The 21368-nt window shown below is 43.1% G+C and carries 22 protein-coding genes; 14 read left to right on the top strand and 8 right to left on the bottom strand.

The features are described 5' to 3' along the window. Nucleotides 1–110: 110 nt before the first annotated feature. From AB8P51_RS11825 to AB8P51_RS11815, 3 genes are read left to right on the top strand one after another with little or no spacing between them, the layout of a single operon-like run. A complete protein-coding gene (locus tag AB8P51_RS11825; RefSeq protein WP_369749033.1) occupies nucleotides 111–1847 on the top strand; it encodes an alpha/beta hydrolase-fold protein in 1737 nt (578 codons plus the stop codon). A 3-nt stretch (nucleotides 1848–1850) separates the two neighbouring features. Further along, nucleotides 1851–2474 (top strand): DUF2306 domain-containing protein, encoded by a 624-nt coding sequence (locus tag AB8P51_RS11820; RefSeq protein ID WP_369749032.1) that lies wholly within the window; start codon nucleotides 1851–1853, stop codon nucleotides 2472–2474. 20 nt (nucleotides 2475–2494) lie between these two features. Further along, nucleotides 2495–2686, top strand: a complete 192-nt coding sequence (locus AB8P51_RS11815; protein WP_369749031.1) for a hypothetical protein — start codon at nucleotides 2495–2497, stop codon at nucleotides 2684–2686. Between the two features lie 77 nt (nucleotides 2687–2763). On the opposite strand, the gene AB8P51_RS11810 is transcribed toward AB8P51_RS11815, so the two are convergent. From AB8P51_RS11810 to AB8P51_RS11790, 5 genes are all read right to left on the bottom strand, one after another. After that, nucleotides 2764–3723, bottom strand: coding sequence for an NmrA/HSCARG family protein (locus AB8P51_RS11810; RefSeq protein ID WP_369749030.1), 960 nt, complete (start codon nucleotides 3721–3723; stop codon nucleotides 2764–2766). 110 nt (nucleotides 3724–3833) lie between these two features. Beyond that, complete coding sequence (locus tag AB8P51_RS11805; protein ID WP_369749029.1) at nucleotides 3834–4256, bottom strand: VOC family protein; 423 nt, start codon at nucleotides 4254–4256, stop codon at nucleotides 3834–3836. Nucleotides 4257–4321: 65 nt separating this feature from the next. Beyond that, nucleotides 4322–5161, bottom strand: coding sequence for an alpha/beta fold hydrolase (locus AB8P51_RS11800; RefSeq protein ID WP_369749028.1), 840 nt, complete (start codon nucleotides 5159–5161; stop codon nucleotides 4322–4324). A gap of 49 nt (nucleotides 5162–5210) precedes the next feature. Then, nucleotides 5211–5756 (bottom strand): hypothetical protein, encoded by a 546-nt coding sequence (locus AB8P51_RS11795; protein WP_369749027.1) that lies wholly within the window; start codon nucleotides 5754–5756, stop codon nucleotides 5211–5213. A 47-nt stretch (nucleotides 5757–5803) separates the two neighbouring features. Then, nucleotides 5804–7318, bottom strand: coding sequence for a helicase HerA-like domain-containing protein (locus tag AB8P51_RS11790; RefSeq protein WP_369749026.1), 1515 nt, complete (start codon nucleotides 7316–7318; stop codon nucleotides 5804–5806). 57 nt (nucleotides 7319–7375) lie between these two features. On the opposite strand from AB8P51_RS11790, the gene AB8P51_RS11785 reads away from it, so the two are divergent. Then, complete coding sequence (locus AB8P51_RS11785) at nucleotides 7376–7828, top strand: Rid family detoxifying hydrolase (RefSeq protein WP_369749025.1); 453 nt, start codon at nucleotides 7376–7378, stop codon at nucleotides 7826–7828. Nucleotides 7829–7886: 58 nt separating this feature from the next. After that, nucleotides 7887–8519: a 7-carboxy-7-deazaguanine synthase QueE gene (locus AB8P51_RS11780; RefSeq protein ID WP_369749024.1), complete on the top strand. Its 633-nt coding sequence runs from the start codon at nucleotides 7887–7889 to the stop codon at nucleotides 8517–8519. A gap of 37 nt (nucleotides 8520–8556) precedes the next feature. Here AB8P51_RS11780 and AB8P51_RS11775 read toward each other — a convergent pair whose 3' ends face one another. Next, entirely contained in the window at nucleotides 8557–9360 is an 804-nt protein-coding gene (locus tag AB8P51_RS11775; RefSeq protein WP_369749023.1) for a hypothetical protein, read from the bottom strand. Nucleotides 9361–9448: 88 nt separating this feature from the next. After that, nucleotides 9449–10162, bottom strand: a complete 714-nt coding sequence (locus AB8P51_RS11770) for a class I SAM-dependent methyltransferase (RefSeq protein WP_369749022.1) — start codon at nucleotides 10160–10162, stop codon at nucleotides 9449–9451. 90 nt (nucleotides 10163–10252) lie between these two features. Between AB8P51_RS11770 and AB8P51_RS11765 the strand changes: the two genes are divergently transcribed. Both AB8P51_RS11765 and AB8P51_RS11760 read left to right on the top strand, forming a co-directional pair. After that, on the top strand, nucleotides 10253–10747 hold the full coding sequence (locus AB8P51_RS11765) for a YkgJ family cysteine cluster protein (RefSeq protein ID WP_369749159.1): 495 nt from the start codon (nucleotides 10253–10255) through the stop codon (nucleotides 10745–10747). A 38-nt stretch (nucleotides 10748–10785) separates the two neighbouring features. Then, complete coding sequence (locus AB8P51_RS11760) at nucleotides 10786–11631, top strand: sterol desaturase family protein (protein WP_369749021.1); 846 nt, start codon at nucleotides 10786–10788, stop codon at nucleotides 11629–11631. Here AB8P51_RS11760 and AB8P51_RS11755 read toward each other — a convergent pair. Continuing rightward, entirely contained in the window at nucleotides 11622–12971 is a 1350-nt protein-coding gene (locus AB8P51_RS11755) for an exo-beta-N-acetylmuramidase NamZ domain-containing protein (RefSeq protein WP_369749020.1), read from the bottom strand. The two genes, AB8P51_RS11760 and AB8P51_RS11755, sit on opposite strands and share 10 nt — an antisense overlap. A gap of 3 nt (nucleotides 12972–12974) precedes the next feature. Here AB8P51_RS11755 and AB8P51_RS11750 point away from each other — a divergent pair, with 3 nt between their 5' ends. The 7 genes from AB8P51_RS11750 (at nucleotide 12975) to AB8P51_RS11720 (ending at nucleotide 21285) form a co-directional block, all read left to right on the top strand. Beyond that, entirely contained in the window at nucleotides 12975–14216 is a 1242-nt protein-coding gene (locus AB8P51_RS11750) for an ABC transporter permease (RefSeq protein ID WP_369749019.1), read from the top strand. Nucleotides 14217–14302: 86 nt separating this feature from the next. Further along, nucleotides 14303–15283: a PLP-dependent cysteine synthase family protein gene (locus AB8P51_RS11745; protein WP_369749018.1), complete on the top strand. Its 981-nt coding sequence runs from the start codon at nucleotides 14303–14305 to the stop codon at nucleotides 15281–15283. A gap of 37 nt (nucleotides 15284–15320) precedes the next feature. Further along, nucleotides 15321–16613 (top strand): M20/M25/M40 family metallo-hydrolase, encoded by a 1293-nt coding sequence (locus AB8P51_RS11740; RefSeq protein ID WP_369749017.1) that lies wholly within the window; start codon nucleotides 15321–15323, stop codon nucleotides 16611–16613. A 3-nt stretch (nucleotides 16614–16616) separates the two neighbouring features. After that, nucleotides 16617–17393 (top strand): aldose 1-epimerase, encoded by a 777-nt coding sequence (locus tag AB8P51_RS11735; RefSeq protein WP_369749016.1) that lies wholly within the window; start codon nucleotides 16617–16619, stop codon nucleotides 17391–17393. Between the two features lie 5 nt (nucleotides 17394–17398). Continuing rightward, nucleotides 17399–18058 carry a Crp/Fnr family transcriptional regulator gene (locus AB8P51_RS11730; protein WP_369749015.1) on the top strand — a complete coding sequence of 220 codons (660 nt, stop codon included), beginning with the start codon at nucleotides 17399–17401 and terminating at the stop codon, nucleotides 18056–18058. A 27-nt stretch (nucleotides 18059–18085) separates the two neighbouring features. Then, nucleotides 18086–19831 carry a SulP family inorganic anion transporter gene (locus AB8P51_RS11725; RefSeq protein WP_369749014.1) on the top strand — a complete coding sequence of 582 codons (1746 nt, stop codon included), beginning with the start codon at nucleotides 18086–18088 and terminating at the stop codon, nucleotides 19829–19831. Nucleotides 19832–19875: 44 nt separating this feature from the next. After that, nucleotides 19876–21285, top strand: a complete 1410-nt coding sequence (locus AB8P51_RS11720) for a rhodanese-like domain-containing protein (RefSeq protein ID WP_369749013.1) — start codon at nucleotides 19876–19878, stop codon at nucleotides 21283–21285. Nucleotides 21286–21368: the final 83 nt, after the last annotated feature.

The raw sequence follows: 21368 nt of genomic DNA, 5'->3' as shown, positions 1-21368 counted from the left end.
TAGTAGGTATGATTACCGAGTTACTGATTAATTAAAACGTGGAAAAAAACGGTTTGGTATTGGTGGCATTCCCAAAAATAGGTACCTTTTATCGAAAATATTTCGGTGTAATGAAACGATTTTTCCTCTTTTTCAGCAGTGTTTTGGTCTTTTTAGTTGGTTGTGACGGTCCGGTTTCCTCGGGTACAAACGATAATATTTCAATTTCAATCCCGGATTCACAAGGTGAAGATGCCCTTGACGGTAGGTTATTATTGATGCTGGCCAAAGACAATGACGTGGAACCCAGGTTTCAGATCAGTGGGGGCCTTAAAACTCAGTTGATCTACGGGATGAATGTCAACCAGATGAAACCCGGACAAGCCACAGTTTTTGATGCTGATGCCTTAGGCTTCCCTATAGCGCATCTTTCTGAAATACCACCGGGGGAGTACTGGGTTCAGGCACTGCTGCATGTATACGAAACTTTTAATCTGGCCACCGGCCATACGGTAAAGCTCCCCATGGATAATGGAGAAGGGCAGCAATGGAACAGATCGCCCGGGAATTTATACAGTACTCCTCAAAAAATCACTGTTACTGATAATGGCATAGGATCTTTAGAACTTCTTTTAGATCAGAAGATTCCCCCAATAGAAGAACCCGAAGACACGAAGTGGATAAAACACATTAAAATTAAATCTGAAAAGCTATCGGAATTCTGGGGCCGGGATATGTATCTGGGGGCACATGTTTTACTTCCAAAGGGATTTGAAGAACACCCCGAAGCCAAATATCCCCTAATGATCTTTCACGGGCATTTTCCCGACGATTTTGGCGGATTCAGGACAACACCCCCGGATCCCAATCTTGAGCCCGTATACTCGGCCAGATTTAACGTAGAAGGCTATAACATTATTCAACAACAGGAGGCATACGACTTTTATAAACGCTGGAATGATCCTGATTTCCCCAGGTTCCTGATTATTGAAATCCAGCATCCAACACCGTATTACGATGATTCATATGCAGTAAATTCGGCTAGTCAGGGCCCTTACGGAGATGCTATTACCTATGAGCTCATTCCCCATATTGAAAAGGAATTCCGGGGGCTGGGGGAAGGCTGGTCACGATTCCTTTACGGTGGTTCCACCGGGGGCTGGGAGGCCCTGGCCGTACAGGTAAAATATCCGGAAGAATACAATGGATGTTTCGCTGCCTGTCCGGATCCAATAGATTTCAGGGCGTATTGCCTTACCGACATATACGAGGATGAGAACGCCTATTTTTATGAAAGTGATTTTAAAGAATTGGAAGTTCCGGCACACAGAGACTACCTTGGGCAGATTCAGAGTACTGTAAAAGAGAATAACCACCTTGAACTGGTGTTGGGCGACAAATCGCGTTCAGGCCAGCAGTGGGATATCTGGGAGGCAACCTATTCTCCACAAGGGGAAGATGGGTATCCTCAGCGACTATGGGATAAGATGTCGGGTGAGATTGATCATAGTGTGGCCGAATACTGGAAAGAAAATTATGATCTCCGGTATATTCTGGAGCGCGACTGGGATAAAGTTGGGGAAAAGCTAAAGGGGAAGATTCATATCTATTGCGGGGATATGGATAATTATTATCTTAACAATGCCGTATATCTGATGGAGGACTTTCTTGAAAGCACCACTGATCCTTACTACGATGGAGAAGTGAAATACGGTGATAGGGCAGAACATTGCTGGAATGGGGATCCTGAGGAACCCAACCATATCAGTCGCCTGCGCTATAACAGCATGTACGTCCCCAAGATTATGAAAAGAATAGCTGAAACGGCTCCTGAAGGTGCTGATCTGAAAAGCTGGAGGTACCGGTAAACTGTGAAAAATAAAACCAACATATTCGCCTGGATCATCTTTGCCATAATGGCAATTTCAATTGGTTTGTATCCCCTGACATACTTTCTCATCGACAGGGAATTTGGTCTGCTTGCATCCAAGAGCGATGCATTGTTTTCTGATGTCATCTGGAATACAGGCTTTTATGGTCATATCCTCTTTGGCGGATTGGCATTGCTTATAGGGTGGATTCAATTCCACAAGGAATTCAGAAACCGAAATTTGAAACGGCACAGGCTCATCGGCAGGATATATATGATAGCTGTACTAGTGAGTGGTAGCTGTGGAATTTACATTGGTTTTTATGCTACGGGCGGACCCATTTCATCCATAGGATTTATTAGCCTGGGGATTCTGTGGCTATGGACCACCTATATGGCTTTCAAAGCGATTCGGAATAAAGATATTTCCCTTCACCAGGGATTTATGATATACAGCTATGCATTGTGCTTTGCGGCAGTTACCCTTCGGATCTGGTTGCCTTTGCTCACTATGATATTGGGGGAATTTATTACGGCCTACAGGATCGTAGCCTGGCTGTGTTGGGTACCCAATTTAATTTTCGCCTTTTTCTGGGTACGTCGCAGAGGACTTATTCTCGGGTAAAATTGATAGAATCGGGAAAAATGAATATCAAAAAATATATAATACCAATAATTGTAGCAATGGTGTTGTACATCATTGTATCCCTTATTTTAGAAAAGGATTATTCCAGGGATATTCTCATCAGGGAGGCTGGAGAAGGTTTTATTTTTGGTATTCTTTACGGTTTATACCTTTTTCTTAGAAATCGTTTTAGGAAAAAAGAAGAAAACTGATCCTATTAACAAAAATGCCCCTCTTTTCAAGGGGCATTTCACTTCTTTCAAGTGCTAGATTATCCGTGATTACCTGTTCAGGCAGTTTCAGTATGTACCGGGATTTTGGCTCGGTTTTTTCTTAACCAGGCTTCAAAGGTTTGAAGTTCAGGGTTTAGCTTTCGCGACTCATCTACGTTTCTGGCTTTTCGAAATACTGATTCAAATTGGGTTTTAAACTGGTACATATTTCCCAGGTCTTCTGCTCCGGGGAATCCAAAGGATCGGTACATTTCAGGTGGCACGGCATTGTATTTCACTTTTTTGTCCAGCACCTTTGTAAATATTTCTGCCATTTCCATGCCACTGAGATGTTCGCCGGCTATACCGACAGATTTTCCCAAATACTTGTTTCCTTCTTTTAAAATGCCAAGCACACATTTTCCTATATCAGCAACAGCTATACCTGGCATTTTAGCTTCCGCTAACGGGAAGGTGATGGCAAGTTCTCCGTCCGGACCTTTTTGTGGTTCCGCTCCGAAATAGATGAAATTTTCCCAGAAAAATGATGTTAACAGTAATGTGTAGGGAACTCCGCTTCTTTCAAAATAGGCATTGGAAACCCCTTTGGCATCAAAGTGGGGAACCTTGTATTTCCCCATTAGGGTTGGCATGCTGTTATCTTCTAACGGAACCCATCTTCGCGTATCTTCAAGGGTAGACCAAATTACATGTGAGAGTTCGGCTTCTTTTGCAGCATCGGCCATGTTTCTTGCGTTATCCATCTCTTTTTCGGGAGAAAAGTGCTCCCAGAAAAAGGTGACACAAAAAGCACCATAGGCTCCTTTAAATGCTTTTACCAGGCTCGATTTGTCTGAGATGTCAGCTTCGATAACTTCGGCTCCTTTTTTAGCGAGTGCTATCGATTTGTCGGAATCTGAATTACGGGTGATTGCCCTTACGGCAAACTCACCTGAGGGGTCATTGAGCAGGGCTGCTACAACCGCACCTCCCTGTGCGCCCGTTGCACCCACAACGGCAATAATTTTTTTTTCCATGATTGGGTTGTTTGAGAAAGATTAATCCCTTTAAGATACGAAAAAACGAGTATTTTCCATCAAAAAGTTGATATATCCACCTGGAAACCAGAAACTTGTACGGAAGAATGCTATTTTGCAAACAATTGCCCCATATCCTTAAACGCCTTAAACTCCAAAGCATTTCCGGCGGGATCATGGAAGAACATAGTGGCCTGCTCACCTACTTCTCCTTCAAAGCGTACATAGGGTTCAATTATAAAGTCGACTCCCTTCTTCTTTAATTCTGCGGAAAATATCTGAAAGTCATTCCAGGGAAGAACCACTCCGTAATGCGGAACGGGAACGTTTTTACCATCTACAGGATTTGTATGGGTTTCCTCATTCGCCCTTGGCTTGTAATGTATCACCAATTGGTGCCCGAATAGGTTGAAATCTACCCAGTGATCACTACTCCGACCTTCAGTGCAATTGAGGATCTCCCTGTAAAAAGTTCGGCATTCATCAAGGTTGTGTACGGGAATGGCAATATGAAAAGGATTTAATGAAGACATAGTTTGAAGATTGAGTAATGAGAATAAGTTAAGCCCTTTTTGAGCAGATTAAAAATATCTTTTTTTTATGAGTTCAGAAAATCGATAATTTCCTTGCTTACAAAGTCCTGGTGCATGGAATGACCAAAACCTTCAGTGCTGATCAACTTACTTCCTTTCCATTCTGCGTGTACCTCCTCTGAAGCCCTGAACGGGGCAATTGTATCGAGCCTGTCGTGAATAAGCAATCCGTCAATGTCGAGTTCCTTCGCGAATCGGGAGGTAGAAAAATCAACAATCCGAAATCCAAATTTATCAAAAATCAATTCATCAAGGGCTTGCATTACGCGATCATTGAACTGCAGTATTTCCTGGTATTGCTTCATTACATCCTGCATTTCTGAAGGAGAGCCAATGGTAACTATTTTTTGGAGGGAATTTTTTGGGTTTAAATACTGGTGATAGACGGCATTCATTCCCCCAACCGAGTGGCCGATTAGATAAACGGGTTTATACCTGTCAACCAGCTTTTTTGTACAGGCGGTATACCTGATCACGTGAAACAGTTTTCCTTTAGACCATCCATGGGCGGGAGCATCAAATGCAATGATATCGTACCCTTCTTCTTTGAGAAATCCGATCATATTTCTCCAGCGATAGGTATTGCTCTCCCACCCGTGGAGCAGCATTACTCTTTTTCCAGGTCCTTTCCAGTGGTAGGTCTGTATCTCCATATCGTCGACCAGCACTTTTTCGAGTTTTGCCTTTTTGAGAAATTCTTCCTGAATAGGCAAAACCCTCCCTTTTCTGGGCGTACAAAAAAGTCGGTACGCTTTAATAGCCGCCGTTCTTTTTGAGAAGAAGGCAAGGATGTTATAATAAGCTCCTATAGCCAGGGGAAGCATACTTTTGAGCGCTCTTTTCACGGCATATAATTTAGGGATAGGGTGATAAAAGGGGCGAATTCACGATATACTAATTCCATCCCACCATCATATACTTGATCTTAGCATTATCGGGGATTTGAACCAAATCGATATCGGAGTTATTAAACCGGAGTTCTGCAGGTAATTCATCCTTGCTGATCGTAAAATAAATGTCGCTCTCCCTGATCAAAACAACTACATTGTTTAGGGAAGTGATCACTTTTTTTACGGTAAGCTTTTCTCTAATCTCCCCGAAAGTACTCGAAACGGAGATGCCTTCCCCGGTGGTAAACCTCGCATCGTGGATCCGTATATTGGTGATACCGGGAATACTGTCTTCTGAAGGGGTGATACTGAGCAACTGTTTTCCGCCTTTTTCAAACACTTCAATAATCCCTGAAGCCCCCTGATTATTGGGTAAAGACGTGGGTCTGACAATTGAGTCTTCTGTAAAAATGCGATCGAGCTCCTCAATGGTTGCCGACTTTTCAAGCAAACCAACGCGGTCTTTTGTAATACTGAACCTGGGATCCGGCTCTTTTTTACAAGCGGCAATAAGTATAAAAAGAAGGCATATGCCCGTGAAATATTTCATGAATAATGGTTTTTAGGGATTAAGTAGAAATTATAGAAATGATCCTTTTACCTCATAACTTTCTTAAGAATACCAAGGACCCCTCTTATAAAAGTGGCACTAGTAAGAACTTTTACCACAGGATTTTGCCGGGTACTTCTGCTTCTGGTACTCGTAGATCTGGATCTGCCAGAGGATCGGGTTTCTTCCTTCTTAGCTTTGGCTTCAGCTTTTTCGATCTTCTCATTCAACATTTCATAGGCACTTTCCCGGTCAATTGTTTCATTGTATTTGTGGACGAGTCGGGAATTGTCAATAACCTCTTTTAATTCTTTTTTTGTCAAAATGTCCATTCTGCTCATGGGTGCTCTCAGCAGGGTTGCCGCCAGAGGGGTAGGACGCCCTTTCTCATCCAGCGCACTGATCAATGCCTCACCTATACCAAGGGAAGTGAGAACTTCCTTGGTGTCGTAATATTCTGATATGGGGTAATTTTCCGCAGTGAGTTTAATTGCTTTTCTGTCTTTGGCTGTAAAAGCCCTGAGAGCATGCTGTACTTTTAATCCCAGCTGCGCAAGTACGGCATTGGGGACATCTGTAGGATTCTGAGTGACAAAATACAAGCCTATGCCTTTGGAACGGATGAGTTTTACAATGCTTTCAATCTGGTCTAACAAGGCTTTTGAGGCTTCCTTAAAGATGAGGTGGGCCTCATCTATAAAGAGAATTAGTTCGGGCCTTTCACTGTCTCCCTGCTCGGGGAATGTGGCGTACACTTCTGCAAGCAAGCTCAGCATAAAAGTAGAAAACAATTTGGGTCGGTCCTGAATATCGGTAAGTCTCAAAATGCTTATCATCCCCCTGCCGTTTTCATCGATTCTGGTAAGGTCGTTCACATCAAATGATTTCTCACCAAAAAACAGGTCGGCTCCCTGCTGCTCTAATTCAATGACCTTACGCAGTATAGCCCCAGTTGAGCTTGTAGCGATCCTTCCATAGCTTTTTTCAAACTCCTTTTTCCCTTCTCCGGTGGCATACTGCAAAACTTTCTTGAAGTCCTTGAGATCTAGGAGGGGTAGTTTGTGATCATCGCAATATTTGAAAATTACGGCAACGATACCCTCCTGGGTAACTGTGAGGTTGAGAATTCTGGAGAGCAATATCGGTCCGAATTCGGATACAGTTGCCCGAAGCTTTACCCCATCCTGTTCTGAAAGAGAGAGGATTTCGACGGGAAATTTCTTGGCCGTAAAGGGAAATCCGATTTTTTCATGCCTTTCATCAATTTTAGCATGGCCCGGACTGGGCTGGGCAAGGCCGCTTAAATCCCCTTTCAGGTCCATTAACAGTACAGGAATTCCTTTATCAGAAAGGTTTTCAGCCAGTACCTGGAGTGTTTTTGTTTTCCCCGTTCCAGTAGCACCCGCGATCAGGCCGTGTCTGTTAAGCGTTTTCAGAGGAATTTTCACCAGGGCATTGGTGACGGTTTCACCTTCTAGCATAGCTGCTCCCATAGAAATAAAATCACCCTTGGTAGCATACCCTTTTTCTATATGTGCGAAGAAATCGTCCTTCCTACTCATGTTTCCTAATTTTCGATAAAAATAGGGTAATTTTAAGCAACATTAAAACGACTAATTATGAATCATCTCTTTCCGCTCCTTCTACTGTGCTTCTTTCTGTGTTCTCCTGTGGCGATGTCCCAGGAAACAGGGGAAATAATATTTCATAAGTCTCATGAACCCAAAAAACAAATGGCCCCTTTCAGTGATGCTGTGGAAGTTGGTAACTTGTTTTTCCTCGCCGGGCAAATCGGGATGGATCATACAACAAGAACCATGGTTGAGGGCGGAATACAAGCCGAAACAACCCAGGCTATTGAGAATATCAAAGCCGTTTTGGAACAGCATGGGTTAGGTTTTGAAAACGTGGTGAAATGTACGGTTATCCTCAGTTCAATGGAAGATTTTGGTGCCTTTAATGAGGTGTATGCCAGATATTTTGTCAATAAACCCGCCCGTACCACCTTTGCAGCCCTGGGTCTTGCTCGCAATGCCAGGGTAGAAATAGATGTAATAGCTGCCAGGAATTAAGGTAGGCAAGGCGAGGTATTCCTGAGGTTTCTCCATAAGTTAACCTTATCTTTGGGCCATGGAAGTAAAATCGATTATGGAGCTGGTCAATAAGGGGAAGATGCTCCCTTTAATGGAGGAATTTTATACTATTCAGGGAGAAGGATACCACAAGGGAACTGCTGCCTACTTTATAAGGATTGGCGGTTGTGACGTGGGCTGCCACTGGTGTGATGTAAAAGAGAGCTGGAATGCCGAAATACACCCTCCGACTGCCGTTGAAAGTATTGCCGAAAATGCCGCAAAATATTCAGATACAATCGTTGTTACAGGGGGAGAACCATTAACATGGGATATGACACCTCTTACCTCCCTGCTGAAAGAAAAGCTACTCAAAACCCATATAGAAACCTCAGGGGCTTATCCCCTCAGCGGGTCATGGGACTGGATCTGTTTGAGCCCTAAGAAAAATAAGGCCCCTGTTGGGGATATTCATCTCCAGGCACATGAACTAAAAGTAATTGTTTACAACAAGGATGATTTGAGGTTTGCTGAAGAGCACGCCGCCAGGGTAAGTGAGAATTGTGTGCTTTATTTACAACCGGAATGGAGTGTAAGGGAAAAGGTTACACCTCTTATTGTGGATTATGTAATGGCCAATCCCAAATGGAAAGTCTCCCTTCAAACTCACAAATATTTAAACATCCCTTAAATCAGGGTAGAGGGGATTGCCTCTCTAATCACCTTATTTACCTGCCACCGTTTGCCTGCAAATCAGTAATACATTCGGAATCCAGGCCAGGTACAGGGGCTTTCCCTGAGGAGATTCGTTTATTCATCATTCCAAGTAAGCCACCACCAAATTGCAATTCGGCCCGCATCAGGCAACCATTGATATCACAATGATGTTCCGCATTGGGATCCTCATGAGAATTTACAGGTGGTGATCCCAGATCTACCAGACCCAGCAAATGTCCAAACTCGTGATTAAGGGCAGCAGTTTCCACATCTGCAATGGTAACCTGACTGCTATTTACGGCAAGATCTCTTACTGTGGATTCGTAGATTACCATAGAAGTATTGCGATACACGGCACCCAGGGTAACGGTGCCTTCCTGTGGATCGTCGGTATCAGCCGGCGCATCGGCAAAGTATATGTAAATCGCAAGGGTTGAACCCTCATTATAAGCTGTACGGTTATCACTTTCCAGATCTGCAATTTCCTGTAAACTCAGGTCATTTTCATTCGGACTAGGCAATTCAAGATATTGAATCTCGATATCCTGTTTAAACGTCCTTGCCTGCAGAAAGGCCTGAAAATTGTTCATGGCTTCTGCACTGGGTTGAAATCCTGTGACATATCCAATTTCAATCAGTAATTTGGTAAAAGTATCATTGGTTAGGATGTCATTGGCCGAATCACCTGTGGACAGTAAGTTAGCCGATTTGTCGATAGGATCGGGGCCATTGCCTCCCGGGTTGTCCGTATCCTTGGAACATCCGGCAATAAGTAGCAAGCCAATCAGGAAGAAATAATATCTTTTCATCATCATATTCATCTTTTAAAACTATGATATCTATACACTTATAACAAGTATAAACTCTAAAACCCTACATAAGAACGGCAAATTACGCTTGCTATTATGCCTCTACCACTATTCTGGCCAAATAGTCGTAATGAATTCCCATCCTTACAAGTTTGCAATCAAAACCGGCTTTCAGGGCTTCTACCTGGAAGGTATTGTAATCGACAAACAACCAAGAGAAAGGTTCACTTTTTACGTTTTTATACTTCATTTCGTATGTAAGCTCCCCGTAATAAGTACCATCGTTTGGAATCCAGAATCCGCCATCTTCGTCCTGGTCGAACATATAAATGATATCGCTTGAATCAAAAATAATCTGGCCTCCGGGATTGAGCAATTCCTTTGCCTTTTTAAAGAACTGCGTTAGTTTTGACACCTGCCCTACAATACCAATTCCATTCATCAGTAATAAAAGAGTGTCAAATTTACCGCCCTGGTAATTCCAGAAATCAGCCTGAACGGCATCTGTTAATCCGCGTGACCTGCAGGCTTGTATTGCCCCGGGAGATATGTCGATTGATGTCACATCTAATCCCCCGGATGATAAGTATAGACTATGACTGCCGGCACCGCAACCTATATCTAGTACTCGACCCCTGCACAGGCTTAAGGCAGTTTGCTCTAAATCGGGCATGGTTTCGTATTTCCTGAAGAGATGTGATACCGGGATGGAATCCTCGTCTCCAAGGGAAGAAATAGTGAAAATCTCACCGTCCTTTTCACCCAACTGGTAATCCAGGATTGCCTTGCCGAACACATCTGCAACCATTTCGTCTTTTCTTTAATGCAAAAGTGGGATATTTGCTGCGGTAAGGAAAATGAAATCAGGGTGAAATTAAAGAAAGAGAATGAAAAGAGTATGCAGGATGTCCTGAGGGTCCTTCCAAAAAAGGCCAGGGAAAAAGAGCGTGAAAACCGCCAGTTTTTTACCCGTTTAAAGCGCAGGCCTCCAAAAAACCTCGATAGCATTGTACAAGAGCTGCACCATAATGAATTTGAGCATACAGACTGTCTTAGTTGTGCCAATTGTTGCAAGACAACGGGTCCGCTTTTTACACGGGCCGATATCGACAGGATATCAAAGCATTTAAAAATGAAGGCTGCCAGCTTCGAAGATACCTATCTCAGGACGGATGAAGATGGCGACCATGTGTTGCAGGAACTTCCATGTGCGTTTCTGGGTCCTGATAACTATTGCAGCATTTATGAAGTTCGGCCCAAGGCTTGCAGGGAATATCCGCATACGGATCGAAGGCGGTTTGAACAACTGGGGAAACTTACAGTTAAGAATACTTTTGTTTGTCCTGCAGCTTATAATATTGTGGAGGAAATGAAAAAGAGGATAGGAAACTGATTCTGATATTTACCCTCAATTTGATTATTTTTGAGTTCATGGAAACTCTGATTCAATATTTCGAAACCATCCCATCGAGTCACAGAAGTCTGATCCTGGTTCTGGGGATTACTTTCTTCTGGCTGCTGGAAGGGGCTGTACCCTTGTTTCGTTTTCGTTATAAAAAGTGGCGACATGCCGTGCCTAATTTTTTCTTCACCTTCACGACAATTGTCATCAATTTTGCCCTGGCTTTTTTGCTTTTAAAAACCAGTGACTGGGTCGCGGCTAACGAATTCGGACTGATCAATTGGTTGCCGGCTATGCCTCTCTGGAGTTATATTCTGCTCGGGGTCTTGTTACTCGATTTTTTTGGGGCTTACCTGGCCCATTATGTGGAGCACAATGTAAAACCCTTATGGATGATCCACCTGGTGCATCATACAGACCACGAGGTAGATACTACAACGGCTAACAGACATCATCCCCTGGAAAGTCTTATCCGATTTTCTTTTACCCTCTTCGGAGTTTTTCTAGTGGGTACTCCTATAGGCATTGTGATGCTCTATCAGTCCCTTTCCCTTATAGCTACACAGTTTAGCCATGCCAACATCAGATTGCCAAGACAAGTAGACCGAATGATCAGCTATATTCTGGTGTCCCCTGATATGCATAAGGTCCATCATCATTATGTATTGCCTTATACCGATTCTAATTATGGGAATATTTTCTCCATCTGGGACAGGTTATTTGGCACGTATATGGAATTAGACCGGGAAGCTATTGTATATGGTGTTGACACTTTTCCGGACAAAAAGGAAAATGGCTCGATTATGGGCTTGCTGAAACAACCTTTCCACAAATACCGCAAACCTACAGGGGGGAAGGATTCTTCTCAGGGATAGAGAAGATATTTCTTCCTGATCTTTTTAAAGGAGTTCAGATCTGCTTCCCAGGATTCTTTAATTTTTTCTTCGGAATACCCGGCCTCAATTTGCTTTTGCAATTTGTCTGTCCCGGCATGCTTAGTAAATCCTGAAGTATTAAAAAATCGCTCTTTGTCCTCAGAGTTATTATATGCTTTGATAATCCATTCCAGTGAAACTTTGTCGAGCCTGGGAACATCTCTTAGGTCTTCCCCATAACATTCAGTTCCTAGCTGTTTTGGCGATTTTGCGCCTGGATTGGATTCAGGGATATAGCTGAAGTTATAAACAGAAGGATTGAGAAACGGTGCCCCATAGCGCTGAAACTGATAGTCTGTTCCCCTCCCTGCATTTATATTGGTCCCTTCAAATAATCCCAGGCTAGGGTAAAGATTGATGGCCTGGTCATTGGGCAAATTAGGGGAGGGTTTGAGAGGGAGGCTGTAAGATGTCTGATGCGTGTAGTGCTCAATTGGAATTACCGTTAATTCTGCCCTATTTCCCTTCTCCAGCCAACCTTCTCCATTGATCATCGTTGCGTATTCTCCGATGGTCATCCCATAGACTAGCGGGATAGGAGTCATACCCAGAAAACCTGTAAATTCGGGTTCCATGCTGGGGCCGTCAATATAATGCCCATTGGGATTGGGACGGTCTAAAACAATAACCGGAATACCCGATTCTGCACATGCTTCCATCACCAATTGCAGGGTAGCGATATAGGTATAAAACCTCACCCCAACATCCTGTATGTCGAATACCACAACATCAAGTCCTTCTAATTGTGATTTAGTAGGTTTCCGATTGGCCCCATAAAGGGAAATGATGGGGAGTCCACTGCGTTGATCGATACCATCCTTCACTTTTTCACCTGCATCGGCCGTACCCCGAAATCCATGTTCAGGAGAAAAAACACGTATAAGATCGATGTCTAAGGCAAGCAGAGAATCAACGAGATGAGTAAAGGGGGTCTTTGCACCAGGCTCTGTGTTTTTTTCTTTGAAGATCACACTGGTTTGGTTGGCTACAAGACCGATTCTTTTTCCGCTTAGTAAGGGGAGGTATAGTTCAGTTCGGTTCGCACCAACAACTAGCCCATCCGTAGACGGGAGTGTCTCTACCACAGGTAAATTTTTTCCGGCAGCGGAAGCCTGTACGGATTTGTCCCCGCATCCATAGAGCAGGGATGCCGTAAGGATACTTAGCCCAAGAACCAGTCTACCCGCCAAGGCTGTCACATTGAGTAGCTGCTTTGAAAGTTCAGAAACATCAGTAACTAACAGATGAAAACTGTATTTTTGAGGGAGAAAAAAAAACATCGGTTGAATTTAGAACTGTTTATCGCAAAACGCCTTATCAAAGGTAAGCAGCATAAAATTAGCATATCTGCTCCAATAATAAAAATAGCTATTGCGGCTATTGCTTTGGGGATTCTGATGATGCTTATCGCCGTAGCGACAGGGGTCGGACTCAAATACAAGATCCGGGAAAAAATAGCGGCTTTTAACGGGCATATACAGATCTACAATTACGATAATAACAATTCCGAGGTCTCTGTCATTCCGGTGTCTCTCGAACAGGATTTCTATCCCGAATTTAATTTGGTTGAAGGGGTCAGGCATATTCAGGCCGTTGCCACCAAGGCGGGGATCATCCGAACCGAAGATACTTTTGAGGGTATTATCGCCAAGGGTGTGGGGGAGGATTACGATTGGACCGCCTTTGAAGATTTTCTGATAAGAGGAGAACTTCCCGATTACAGCTCCAAGCTCAATTCGGAAGTACTTATGTCTGCTTTGATGGCAAGCCGACTACAAATGGAAGTGGGGGATGAGTTTTTCACCTTTTTCCTGAAGGAAGAAGATCCGTCTAAGATCCCCAATCAGCGAAAATTTAAAATTACGGGTATTTATGACAGTGGATTTGAAGAGTTTGACGGTACCTACATTATAGCTGACATAAGGCATATTCAGCGGATGAACCAATGGGAAAGTGATGAGGTTGGGAACTTCGAGGTTTTTCTAACTGATTTTGATACCATTGAAGAAAAAAGTGCAGAGATCTACGGCCAGACACTGAGTACCCTGGATACCCAGACCATTAAAAATAAATACTATAAAATCTTTGAGTGGATTGGGTTGTTCGATTTTAATATCGGAATCATAATAGGGATTATGATCATCGTAGGGGGGATCAATATGATCACGGCCTTACTGGTACTCATCCTGGAGCGAACCCCAATGATAGGTGTACTCAAAGCTCTCGGGGCTGCCAACTGGAGTATACGAAAAGTCTTCCTCTACAACGCGGCATACCTAATTCTTATCGGCTTGTTCTGGGGAAATTTGCTGGGTCTGGGTCTGATCTGGTTCCAGGATCGTTTCAGATACTTTCAATTTCCCAATCCCCAGGAATATTACATCGACTACATTCCCGTCTATATGGATCTGCCAACTATACTTTTATTAAATGCAGGGGTATTGCTACTCTGTATGCTAATGCTCCTTATTCCTTCACATATCATTACAAGGATCAGTCCGGTTAAAGCAATCAAATTCGATTAATCCAACCCCGGGCTTTGATAATATGTTAACGTCAAAATTACACACTTCTTAGGCCTTGATTTTGTGAACCTGTATCTTTGCACCCTATGAAATATGCAGAAAACATTTTAGGAACCGTTGGGGATACACCCCTTGTTAAACTAAACAAACTGACCAAGGATTTACCATGCCTTGTCCTGGCCAAGTACGAGACCTTTAATCCGGGAAATTCTGTTAAAGACCGTATGGCAATTCAAATGGTTGAAGATGCTGTGGCAGAGGGGAAACTCAGGCCGGGAGGAACCATAATTGAAGGGACTTCCGGAAATACAGGCATGGGCCTGGCTTTGGTTGCAGTGGTAATGGGCTATAAAATGATATGTGTAATTAGTGATAAGCAATCGAAGGAAAAAATTGATATTCTCAAGGCCATGGGAAGTGAGGTTCATGTATGTCCTACTGATGTCGCCCCGGAAGATCCCCGGAGTTATTATTCTACAGCTAAAAGATTGTCTGAGGAAATTCCCAATTCCTGGTATGTAAATCAGTACGATAATCCATCAAATACCAAAGCGCATTTTCTGACTACCGGCCCTGAAATATGGGAACAAACCGATGGTAAGGTCACGCATTTTGTAGTAGGTGTAGGTACTGGTGGAACGATTTCGGGAGTAGGCTCCTATCTAAAATCGAAAAATCCCGATATCAAAATATGGGGAGTAGATACCTATGGATCAGTATTTAAGAAGTACCACGAGACTGGTATATTTGATAAGGATGAAATTTACCCTTACATCACAGAAGGTATAGGGGAGGACATTTTACCTGAAAATGTAAATTTTGATATTATCGACGGCTTTACCAAGGTGACCGATAAGGATGCAGCGGTGTATACCCGGCGTCTGGCCCGGGAAGAGGGAATGTTCCTTGGGAATTCGGCAGGGGCAGCCATTAAAGGTGTTATTCAGTTGCAGAAACATTTTACTAAGGATGACGTGGTAGTGGTACTCTTTCACGATCACGGCAGCAGGTATGTCGGAAAAATTTACAATGATGAGTGGATGGAAAAGCAAGGCTTTCTTGAATAGTTTTCCTATCTTTTGAAGCCAAAACAATCCCTTGAAAATGCGTAAAATCCTGATTTTGATGATGGCCAGTGCCATCCCCTTGTGCACCTTCTCCCAAAAATTGTCCAGTATTGAAAGTAAGATCATAGCTTCTGTAGAAAAGAACAATGATGAGGCTATCAGTTTTCTGGAAAAGGTAGTGAATATTAATAGTGGAACTCTTAATGCTCAGGGAGTAAAGTATGTAGGAGCTGTTTTTCAGGAAGCTTTTGAAGAATTGGAATTTACAACACGATGGATTGACATGCCGGAGGAAATGAACAGGGCAGGCCACCTTTTTGCTGAGACATCCGGGAAAAAAGGAAAAAAATTACTACTTATCGGGCATCTTGATACGGTTTTCGAAGAAAACAGTCCGTTTCAGAAATTTGAAAAAATTAACGATAGTATAGCCCATGCTCCTGGAGGAAATGATATGAAAGGCGGGAATGTTATCATTCTCTATGCCTTAAAGGCCTTGCATGAGCAGAATCTGTTAGGTAATGCACAGATAATCGTGGCCTTTACCGGGGATGAAGAAAGTACCGGCAAACCCCTGGAATTAAGCAGGAAGGATCTGATAGAAGCTGCAAAACGAAGTGACATAGCACTTGGGTACGAAACCTCTACAGGATTTAATTATGCCACTGTAGCCCGGCGAGGAGCTTCCGGGTGGGAGGTTGAGGTACAAGGCAAACGCGCACATTCTTCAGGAGTATTTAGTGAAAGAACCGGCGCAGGAGCCATCTTTGAGATGAGTCGGATACTAAACTCTTTCTACACTGAAGTTAGGGGAGAGGAATTCCTAACTTTTAATCCTGGAATACTAATGGGAGGTACCTTTGTGGACTACGATCCCTTAAAAAGCACAGCAGAAGTCTTCGGAAAATCGAATGTGGTGGCCCAAACGGCCTATGTTAAAGGCGGCCTGCGATTTATTTCGGAAGAACAAAAGGAGAATGCACGGGAAAAAATGAAGCAGATTGTAGCGGATAATTTGCCCAATACCACGGCTACTATTTCATTTACGGATAGTTATCCTGCCATGCAGCCTACCGCAGGCAACATGAAATTGCTTACTGCCTTAAATGAGGTAAGCCAGGATCTGGGGCAGGGAGAAGTTTTGGGCTACGACCCGGGAAAGAGGGGAGCAGCCGATACATCTTTTGTGGCGGATTATGTAAATTGTCTCGACGGACTTGGGACTATGGGCTCTGGAGCGCATACCCCTGAGGAAACGGTGAATCTTAAAACGATTGAAGCACTTACAAAACGATCTGCTGTACTGATCTATCGCCTTATTAATCAATAGTCTATGGTTACACTAAAAAATAATAATCAGACTGTTGTCATCGACTCCGGAGAGATTATCAGTTATCAGCTTAATGACTATGAGTATCTGCATCAGAAGGGCAGCCCGGGCTGGGGGCATACAGATACGGAAATGTTCCCCATCATAGGCCCTACTGAGAATGCGGGATACAGGGTGCAGGTGCCAAAAGGCAATGCTATTCAGGATCAGCATGGCCTGCTTCGTGAACTCAAGTATTCTCTGGATAGTGATGACGGTCATTCGGCAAGTTTTAGTAAAGAATACATTGCCGGTACAGTGATTCAGAATTCAAAATACCCTGATCGATCTAAGGTAGGTCGACTCATATGGCCTTTTAGTTTTCGGTTTGAAAAGCGGGTTGTTCTTTTAAAAGACAGTTTGGAAATTACCTTTGTTATCAGTGGCGACAAGGATATGCCTTATATGCTTGGTTATCATCCTGCGTTTAAATTGCGATCGGCTTCTGCACAGGTTGTATCAGACGATATTTCATACAGCCTGGATGAGGTTATGGCTGCGGGAAATATTGCCTTGCATTTGCCTCAGAAAGAAAGTCTAATCCTGAAAGACGAAAGGGAACTGCAGATAGTGTCTAATGGGTTTGGTCATTTTATGCTCTGGTCACCCGTTTCAAATATGATTTGTATAGAGCCGATTACTTTTTATCCATATGGGGTAGAACAACGGTTTTTACACGAAGGGTTTAAGCATCTGAATCAACCCGAAGCTGAATTCAGGCTAAGAATAATACCAAAATGATAACAATGGACAACCAGAATAAAAATGAATTAGACTTTGAACTACTCAAGGAACTCTACGGGTATTTATTCGAGGATGAACTACTGGAAGAAATATGTACTACTGGGAAACTTCAAAATGTGAAACAGGGAAATTATCTCATAGATATCGGGGATTCCATCACTTTTATGCCTTTAATAATCAGTGGGGCTATCAAAATCATGCGGGAAGACGAGGCAGGGGAGGACCTTCTATTGTATTTTATTGAAAAAGGTGATACCTGTGCAATGACACTATCCTGCTGTGTAAAGAAAGGGACAAGTAAGATCAGGGCGGTGGCCGAATCTGATGTGGACCTGCTGATGATTCCTGTGGATAAAATGGAAGACTGGATGGGCAAATACAGGAGTTGGAGGGCATTTATCCTGGATAGTTACAATAACAGAATGGAAGAATTACTTGAAACTGTTGATACTCTTGCCTTTATGAACATGGACGAACGGGTATTGAAATACCTCAGGGATAAGGCCATGGTAAATCACAATGATGTAATCCACGCTACACACCAGGAAATTGCGGCGGACCTTCATACGTCCAGAGTCGTAATCTCCCGGGTATTAAAAAAGATGGAACGAGAAGGGATCATTGACCTTCAGCGCAGCCATATAAAGATCAATTCGCTATGATTCCATAGTTAGTGATTACTGTAAGAAATGCATAATATATTTCCATTTACAGCCTGGATCAGGAAGTACAGATGGTCATTCCTGCCTAAAGATCTTTTGGCCGGACTTACCGTGGCCATTGTATTAATTCCGCAGGGCCTCGCCTATGCCCTTATTGCCGGATTACCTGCCGTATATGGCCTTTACGCTTCCATGGTACCCTTGCTGATCTATACTTTCTTCGGCACCTCGAGATCTCTTGGAATAGGCCCGGTGGCAATGGATTCGCTTCTGGTTGCCGCAGGACTGGGAGCTATCGCCTCGGTAGGTCCTGAAAATTATATAGCTATGGCCATTTTGCTGGCTTTTATGGTTGGGGCTTTTCAATTTTTACTCGGGTTGTTGAGGATGGGATTCCTGGTTAATTTTCTATCGAAACCCGTGATTAGTGGATTTACTTCAGGCGCTGCATTGATCATTATGTTTAGTCAGTTGAAATACTTGCTGGGGACCGATATCGAAGGGAGTAACCAATTACATGCCATTATCTGGAATGCATTCGGGAAAATGGCGGATTTAAATCCATTCGATTTTGGAATTGGGCTGATAGGCATCCTTCTGATAATAGTTTTTAAAAAATGGAATCAGAAACTGCCGTATATTTTAATGGTAGTAATTCTGGGGATACTTGCTGTATACCTTTTTCAATGGGTCGATAAAGGCGTGGATATTGTAGGGGAAATTCCTAAGGGCTTGCCAGAAGTAGTCCTGCCTTCAGTATCCCTCAATTCCATTATGGAGTTGTGGCCCATCGCCCTTACTCTATCCCTGATCGGATATCTGGAAACCATTTCGATAGCAAAGGGAATCGAGGATAAGATGAATGGAGATCAGCTCGATGCCAATAAGGAACTTGTGGCATTGGGACTTTCAAATATGACGGGTTCACTTTTTCAGTCCTACCCTGTTGCAGCGAGTTTCTCAAGGTCGGCTATTTACTATGAAGCAAAATCAAAAACGAATCTGGCAACTCTTTTTACAGCATTATTCGTACTGCTTACTTTGTTATACCTGACACCTTTACTCTATTACTTGCCTAAAGCAGCTTTGGCTGCCATAATTATGGTATCGGTATATAATTTAATCGATTTTAAGTACGCCCGTGAATTATGGAAATACAGGAAGGATGAGTTTTTTGTCCTACTGGCTACCTTCGCTATTACAATTTTCATAGGAATCATGGAGGGAATTATCGTCGGGGTGGTGATTTCTCTGCTCCTGATGGTTTACAGAACTTCCAATCCTCATTTTGCTGTCCTGGCAAATATTAAAGGTACTCCTTACTACAGGAATATCAGGAGGTTTGAATCTGATGCTTTGGTACGAAATGATTTGCTAATTGTTCGCTTTGATGCCCAGATGTATTTTGGAAATTCAGGATTTTTCAAGTCGCGCCTCCTCAACCTTATTGATCAGAAAGGCCCAGAACTAAAAGCAGTGATCTTGAATGCAGAGGCGATAAATTACATAGATTCATCTGCGGCTCATATGTTACGAAATCTTATTGAGGCCATGTATGAAAGGGGGATCCACTTCTTTATTGCCGGTGCCATAGGACCTACACGGGATATTTTGTTCTCAAGCGGACTTATGGAATTGTTGCCGAAAGAGTGTCTTTTTGTGGAGACACGGGAAGCTGTATCATTTTTTGATGATCCGGGAAAAAAGTCGGAACTTCAGGATAAAGTAGCCTTACAAAGAAATTCGCTTGGTAACAAGGGTTACTCAAGCTAGGGGATATTGCCTTATTTTTGCGAAGAAATTAAACAAAAAAGACTATGACTATAGAGCAGATTTATACAGGATGCCTGGCCCAGGGTGCTTATTACATTGAGAGCAAGGGAGAGGCGGCTATTATCGACCCCCTTAGAGAAGTATCGCCTTATATAAAAAGAGCAGAAAAGGATAGGGCTAAAATAAAATACGTATTCGAAACTCACTTTCATGCCGATTTTGTAAGTGGACATGTAACGCTGGCCAAAGAAACCGGTGCCCCTATTGTCTATGGACCAAAAGCAGACCCCACCTTCGAGGCCTATATTGCAAAAGACGGAGAGGAATTTAAACTTGGAGAACTAACTATTAAAGTTCTGCATACTCCGGGGCATACCATGGAGAGTACAACCTATCTTTTAAAGGATTCAAAAGGCAAGGATGTAGCAATATTTTCGGGGGACACCCTTTTCCTGGGAGATGTAGGAAGACCCGATCTTGCACAGAAAGCGGCACATATGACACAGGAAGATCTTGCCGGTTTGCTATACGATAGTCTGAGAACCAAGATCATGCCCCTGGCCAATGATGTCATTGTATATCCAGCTCATGGAGCAGGATCTGCATGTGGAAAAAATATGATGAAGGAGACGGTGGATACACTTGGAAACCAAAAGAAAGTAAATTACGCCCTTAGGGCTGATATGAGTAAGGAGGAATTTATTCAGGAGGTAACAGAAGGCCTGCTTCCCCCTCCAAAATACTTCCCACTTAATGTAAAAATGAACAAAGAAGGCTATGAAGATATAGGAGATGTCTTAAAAAGGGGAACTAAAGCATTGACCCCAGATGAGTTCGAAAACCTTGCTAATGAGACCGAGGCTGTTGTACTCGATGTCAGAACCCAGGAGGACTTTGTAAAAGGGCACATTCCCAGATCAATTTTTATTGGATTAAATGGTGATTTTGCTCCATGGGTGGGTGCCTTGATCGCCGATGTGAATCAGACCTTGCTTCTTGTGACGCCTGAGGGACAGGAAGAAGAAGCAGTTACCCGCTTATCGAGAGTTGGGTTCGACCGTACCCTTGGGTTTTTAAAAGGTGGATTCGAAAGTTGGGTTAAAGCCGGAAAGGAAACCGATACTATTGTTTCTGTACCTGCTGCAGATCTCAAAAAGCAATTAGCCGATGAATCGGCCCCGGTGTTTGATGTGAGGAAAGAGACTGAATACCTTTCTGAACATTTGGTAAGCTCAAAAAATACCCCCTTGGATAACATCAATGAACATTTAAATACTTATCCTGCTGAACAACCTTTTTACCTTCATTGTGCCGGAGGTTACCGATCTGTAATAGCAGCTTCCATTCTGAAGAGCAGGGGCATTCACAACCTGATTGATATTGGTGGAGGTTTTGATGCCATGAAAGAGGCGGGAATGGAACTTACAGATTATGTTTGTCCAACGACCCTATGATTGAAATCATTTGACGTCTTAATTGGCTGAATTACTTTAGGTTCGTAAAATTGAAACGGGTATTGAAATTTATAGGAGTATGT

The sequence above is a fragment of the Muriicola sp. SD30 genome (assembly GCF_041205185.1).
Lineage (GTDB): Bacteria > Bacteroidota > Bacteroidia > Flavobacteriales > Flavobacteriaceae > Muriicola.
The sequence above is the reverse complement of the archived record's forward strand: the minus strand, read 5'-3'. Positions and strand labels throughout refer to the sequence as shown.

Bases quoted from the DNA above. Each gene is read 5' to 3' on its own strand.
- AB8P51_RS11785 (WP_369749025.1), top strand. From the start codon at position 7,376: ATGAATCATCTCTTTCCGCTCCTTCTACTGTGCTTCTTTCTGTGTTCT.
- AB8P51_RS11725 (WP_369749014.1), top strand. From the start codon at position 18,086: ATGCATAATATATTTCCATTTACAGCCTGGATCAGGAAGTACAGATGG.
- AB8P51_RS11780 (WP_369749024.1), top strand. From the start codon at position 7,887: ATGGAAGTAAAATCGATTATGGAGCTGGTCAATAAGGGGAAGATGCTC.
- AB8P51_RS11770 (WP_369749022.1), bottom strand. From the start codon at position 10,162: ATGGTTGCAGATGTGTTCGGCAAGGCAATCCTGGATTACCAGTTGGGT.
- AB8P51_RS11730 (WP_369749015.1), top strand. From the start codon at position 17,399: ATGGACAACCAGAATAAAAATGAATTAGACTTTGAACTACTCAAGGAA.
- AB8P51_RS11765 (WP_369749159.1), top strand. From the start codon at position 10,253: ATGCAGGATGTCCTGAGGGTCCTTCCAAAAAAGGCCAGGGAAAAAGAG.
- AB8P51_RS11755 (WP_369749020.1), bottom strand. From the start codon at position 12,971: ATGTTTTTTTTTCTCCCTCAAAAATACAGTTTTCATCTGTTAGTTACT.
- AB8P51_RS11825 (WP_369749033.1), top strand. From the start codon at position 111: ATGAAACGATTTTTCCTCTTTTTCAGCAGTGTTTTGGTCTTTTTAGTT.
- AB8P51_RS11795 (WP_369749027.1), bottom strand. From the start codon at position 5,756: ATGAAATATTTCACGGGCATATGCCTTCTTTTTATACTTATTGCCGCT.
- AB8P51_RS11740 (WP_369749017.1), top strand. From the start codon at position 15,321: ATGCGTAAAATCCTGATTTTGATGATGGCCAGTGCCATCCCCTTGTGC.
- AB8P51_RS11810 (WP_369749030.1), bottom strand. From the start codon at position 3,723: ATGGAAAAAAAAATTATTGCCGTTGTGGGTGCAACGGGCGCACAGGGA.
- AB8P51_RS11720 (WP_369749013.1), top strand. From the start codon at position 19,876: ATGACTATAGAGCAGATTTATACAGGATGCCTGGCCCAGGGTGCTTAT.
- AB8P51_RS11745 (WP_369749018.1), top strand. From the start codon at position 14,303: ATGAAATATGCAGAAAACATTTTAGGAACCGTTGGGGATACACCCCTT.
- AB8P51_RS11735 (WP_369749016.1), top strand. From the start codon at position 16,617: ATGGTTACACTAAAAAATAATAATCAGACTGTTGTCATCGACTCCGGA.
- AB8P51_RS11760 (WP_369749021.1), top strand. From the start codon at position 10,786: ATGGAAACTCTGATTCAATATTTCGAAACCATCCCATCGAGTCACAGA.
- AB8P51_RS11805 (WP_369749029.1), bottom strand. From the start codon at position 4,256: ATGTCTTCATTAAATCCTTTTCATATTGCCATTCCCGTACACAACCTT.
- AB8P51_RS11775 (WP_369749023.1), bottom strand. From the start codon at position 9,360: ATGATGATGAAAAGATATTATTTCTTCCTGATTGGCTTGCTACTTATT.
- AB8P51_RS11790 (WP_369749026.1), bottom strand. From the start codon at position 7,318: ATGAGTAGGAAGGACGATTTCTTCGCACATATAGAAAAAGGGTATGCT.
- AB8P51_RS11815 (WP_369749031.1), top strand. From the start codon at position 2,495: ATGAATATCAAAAAATATATAATACCAATAATTGTAGCAATGGTGTTG.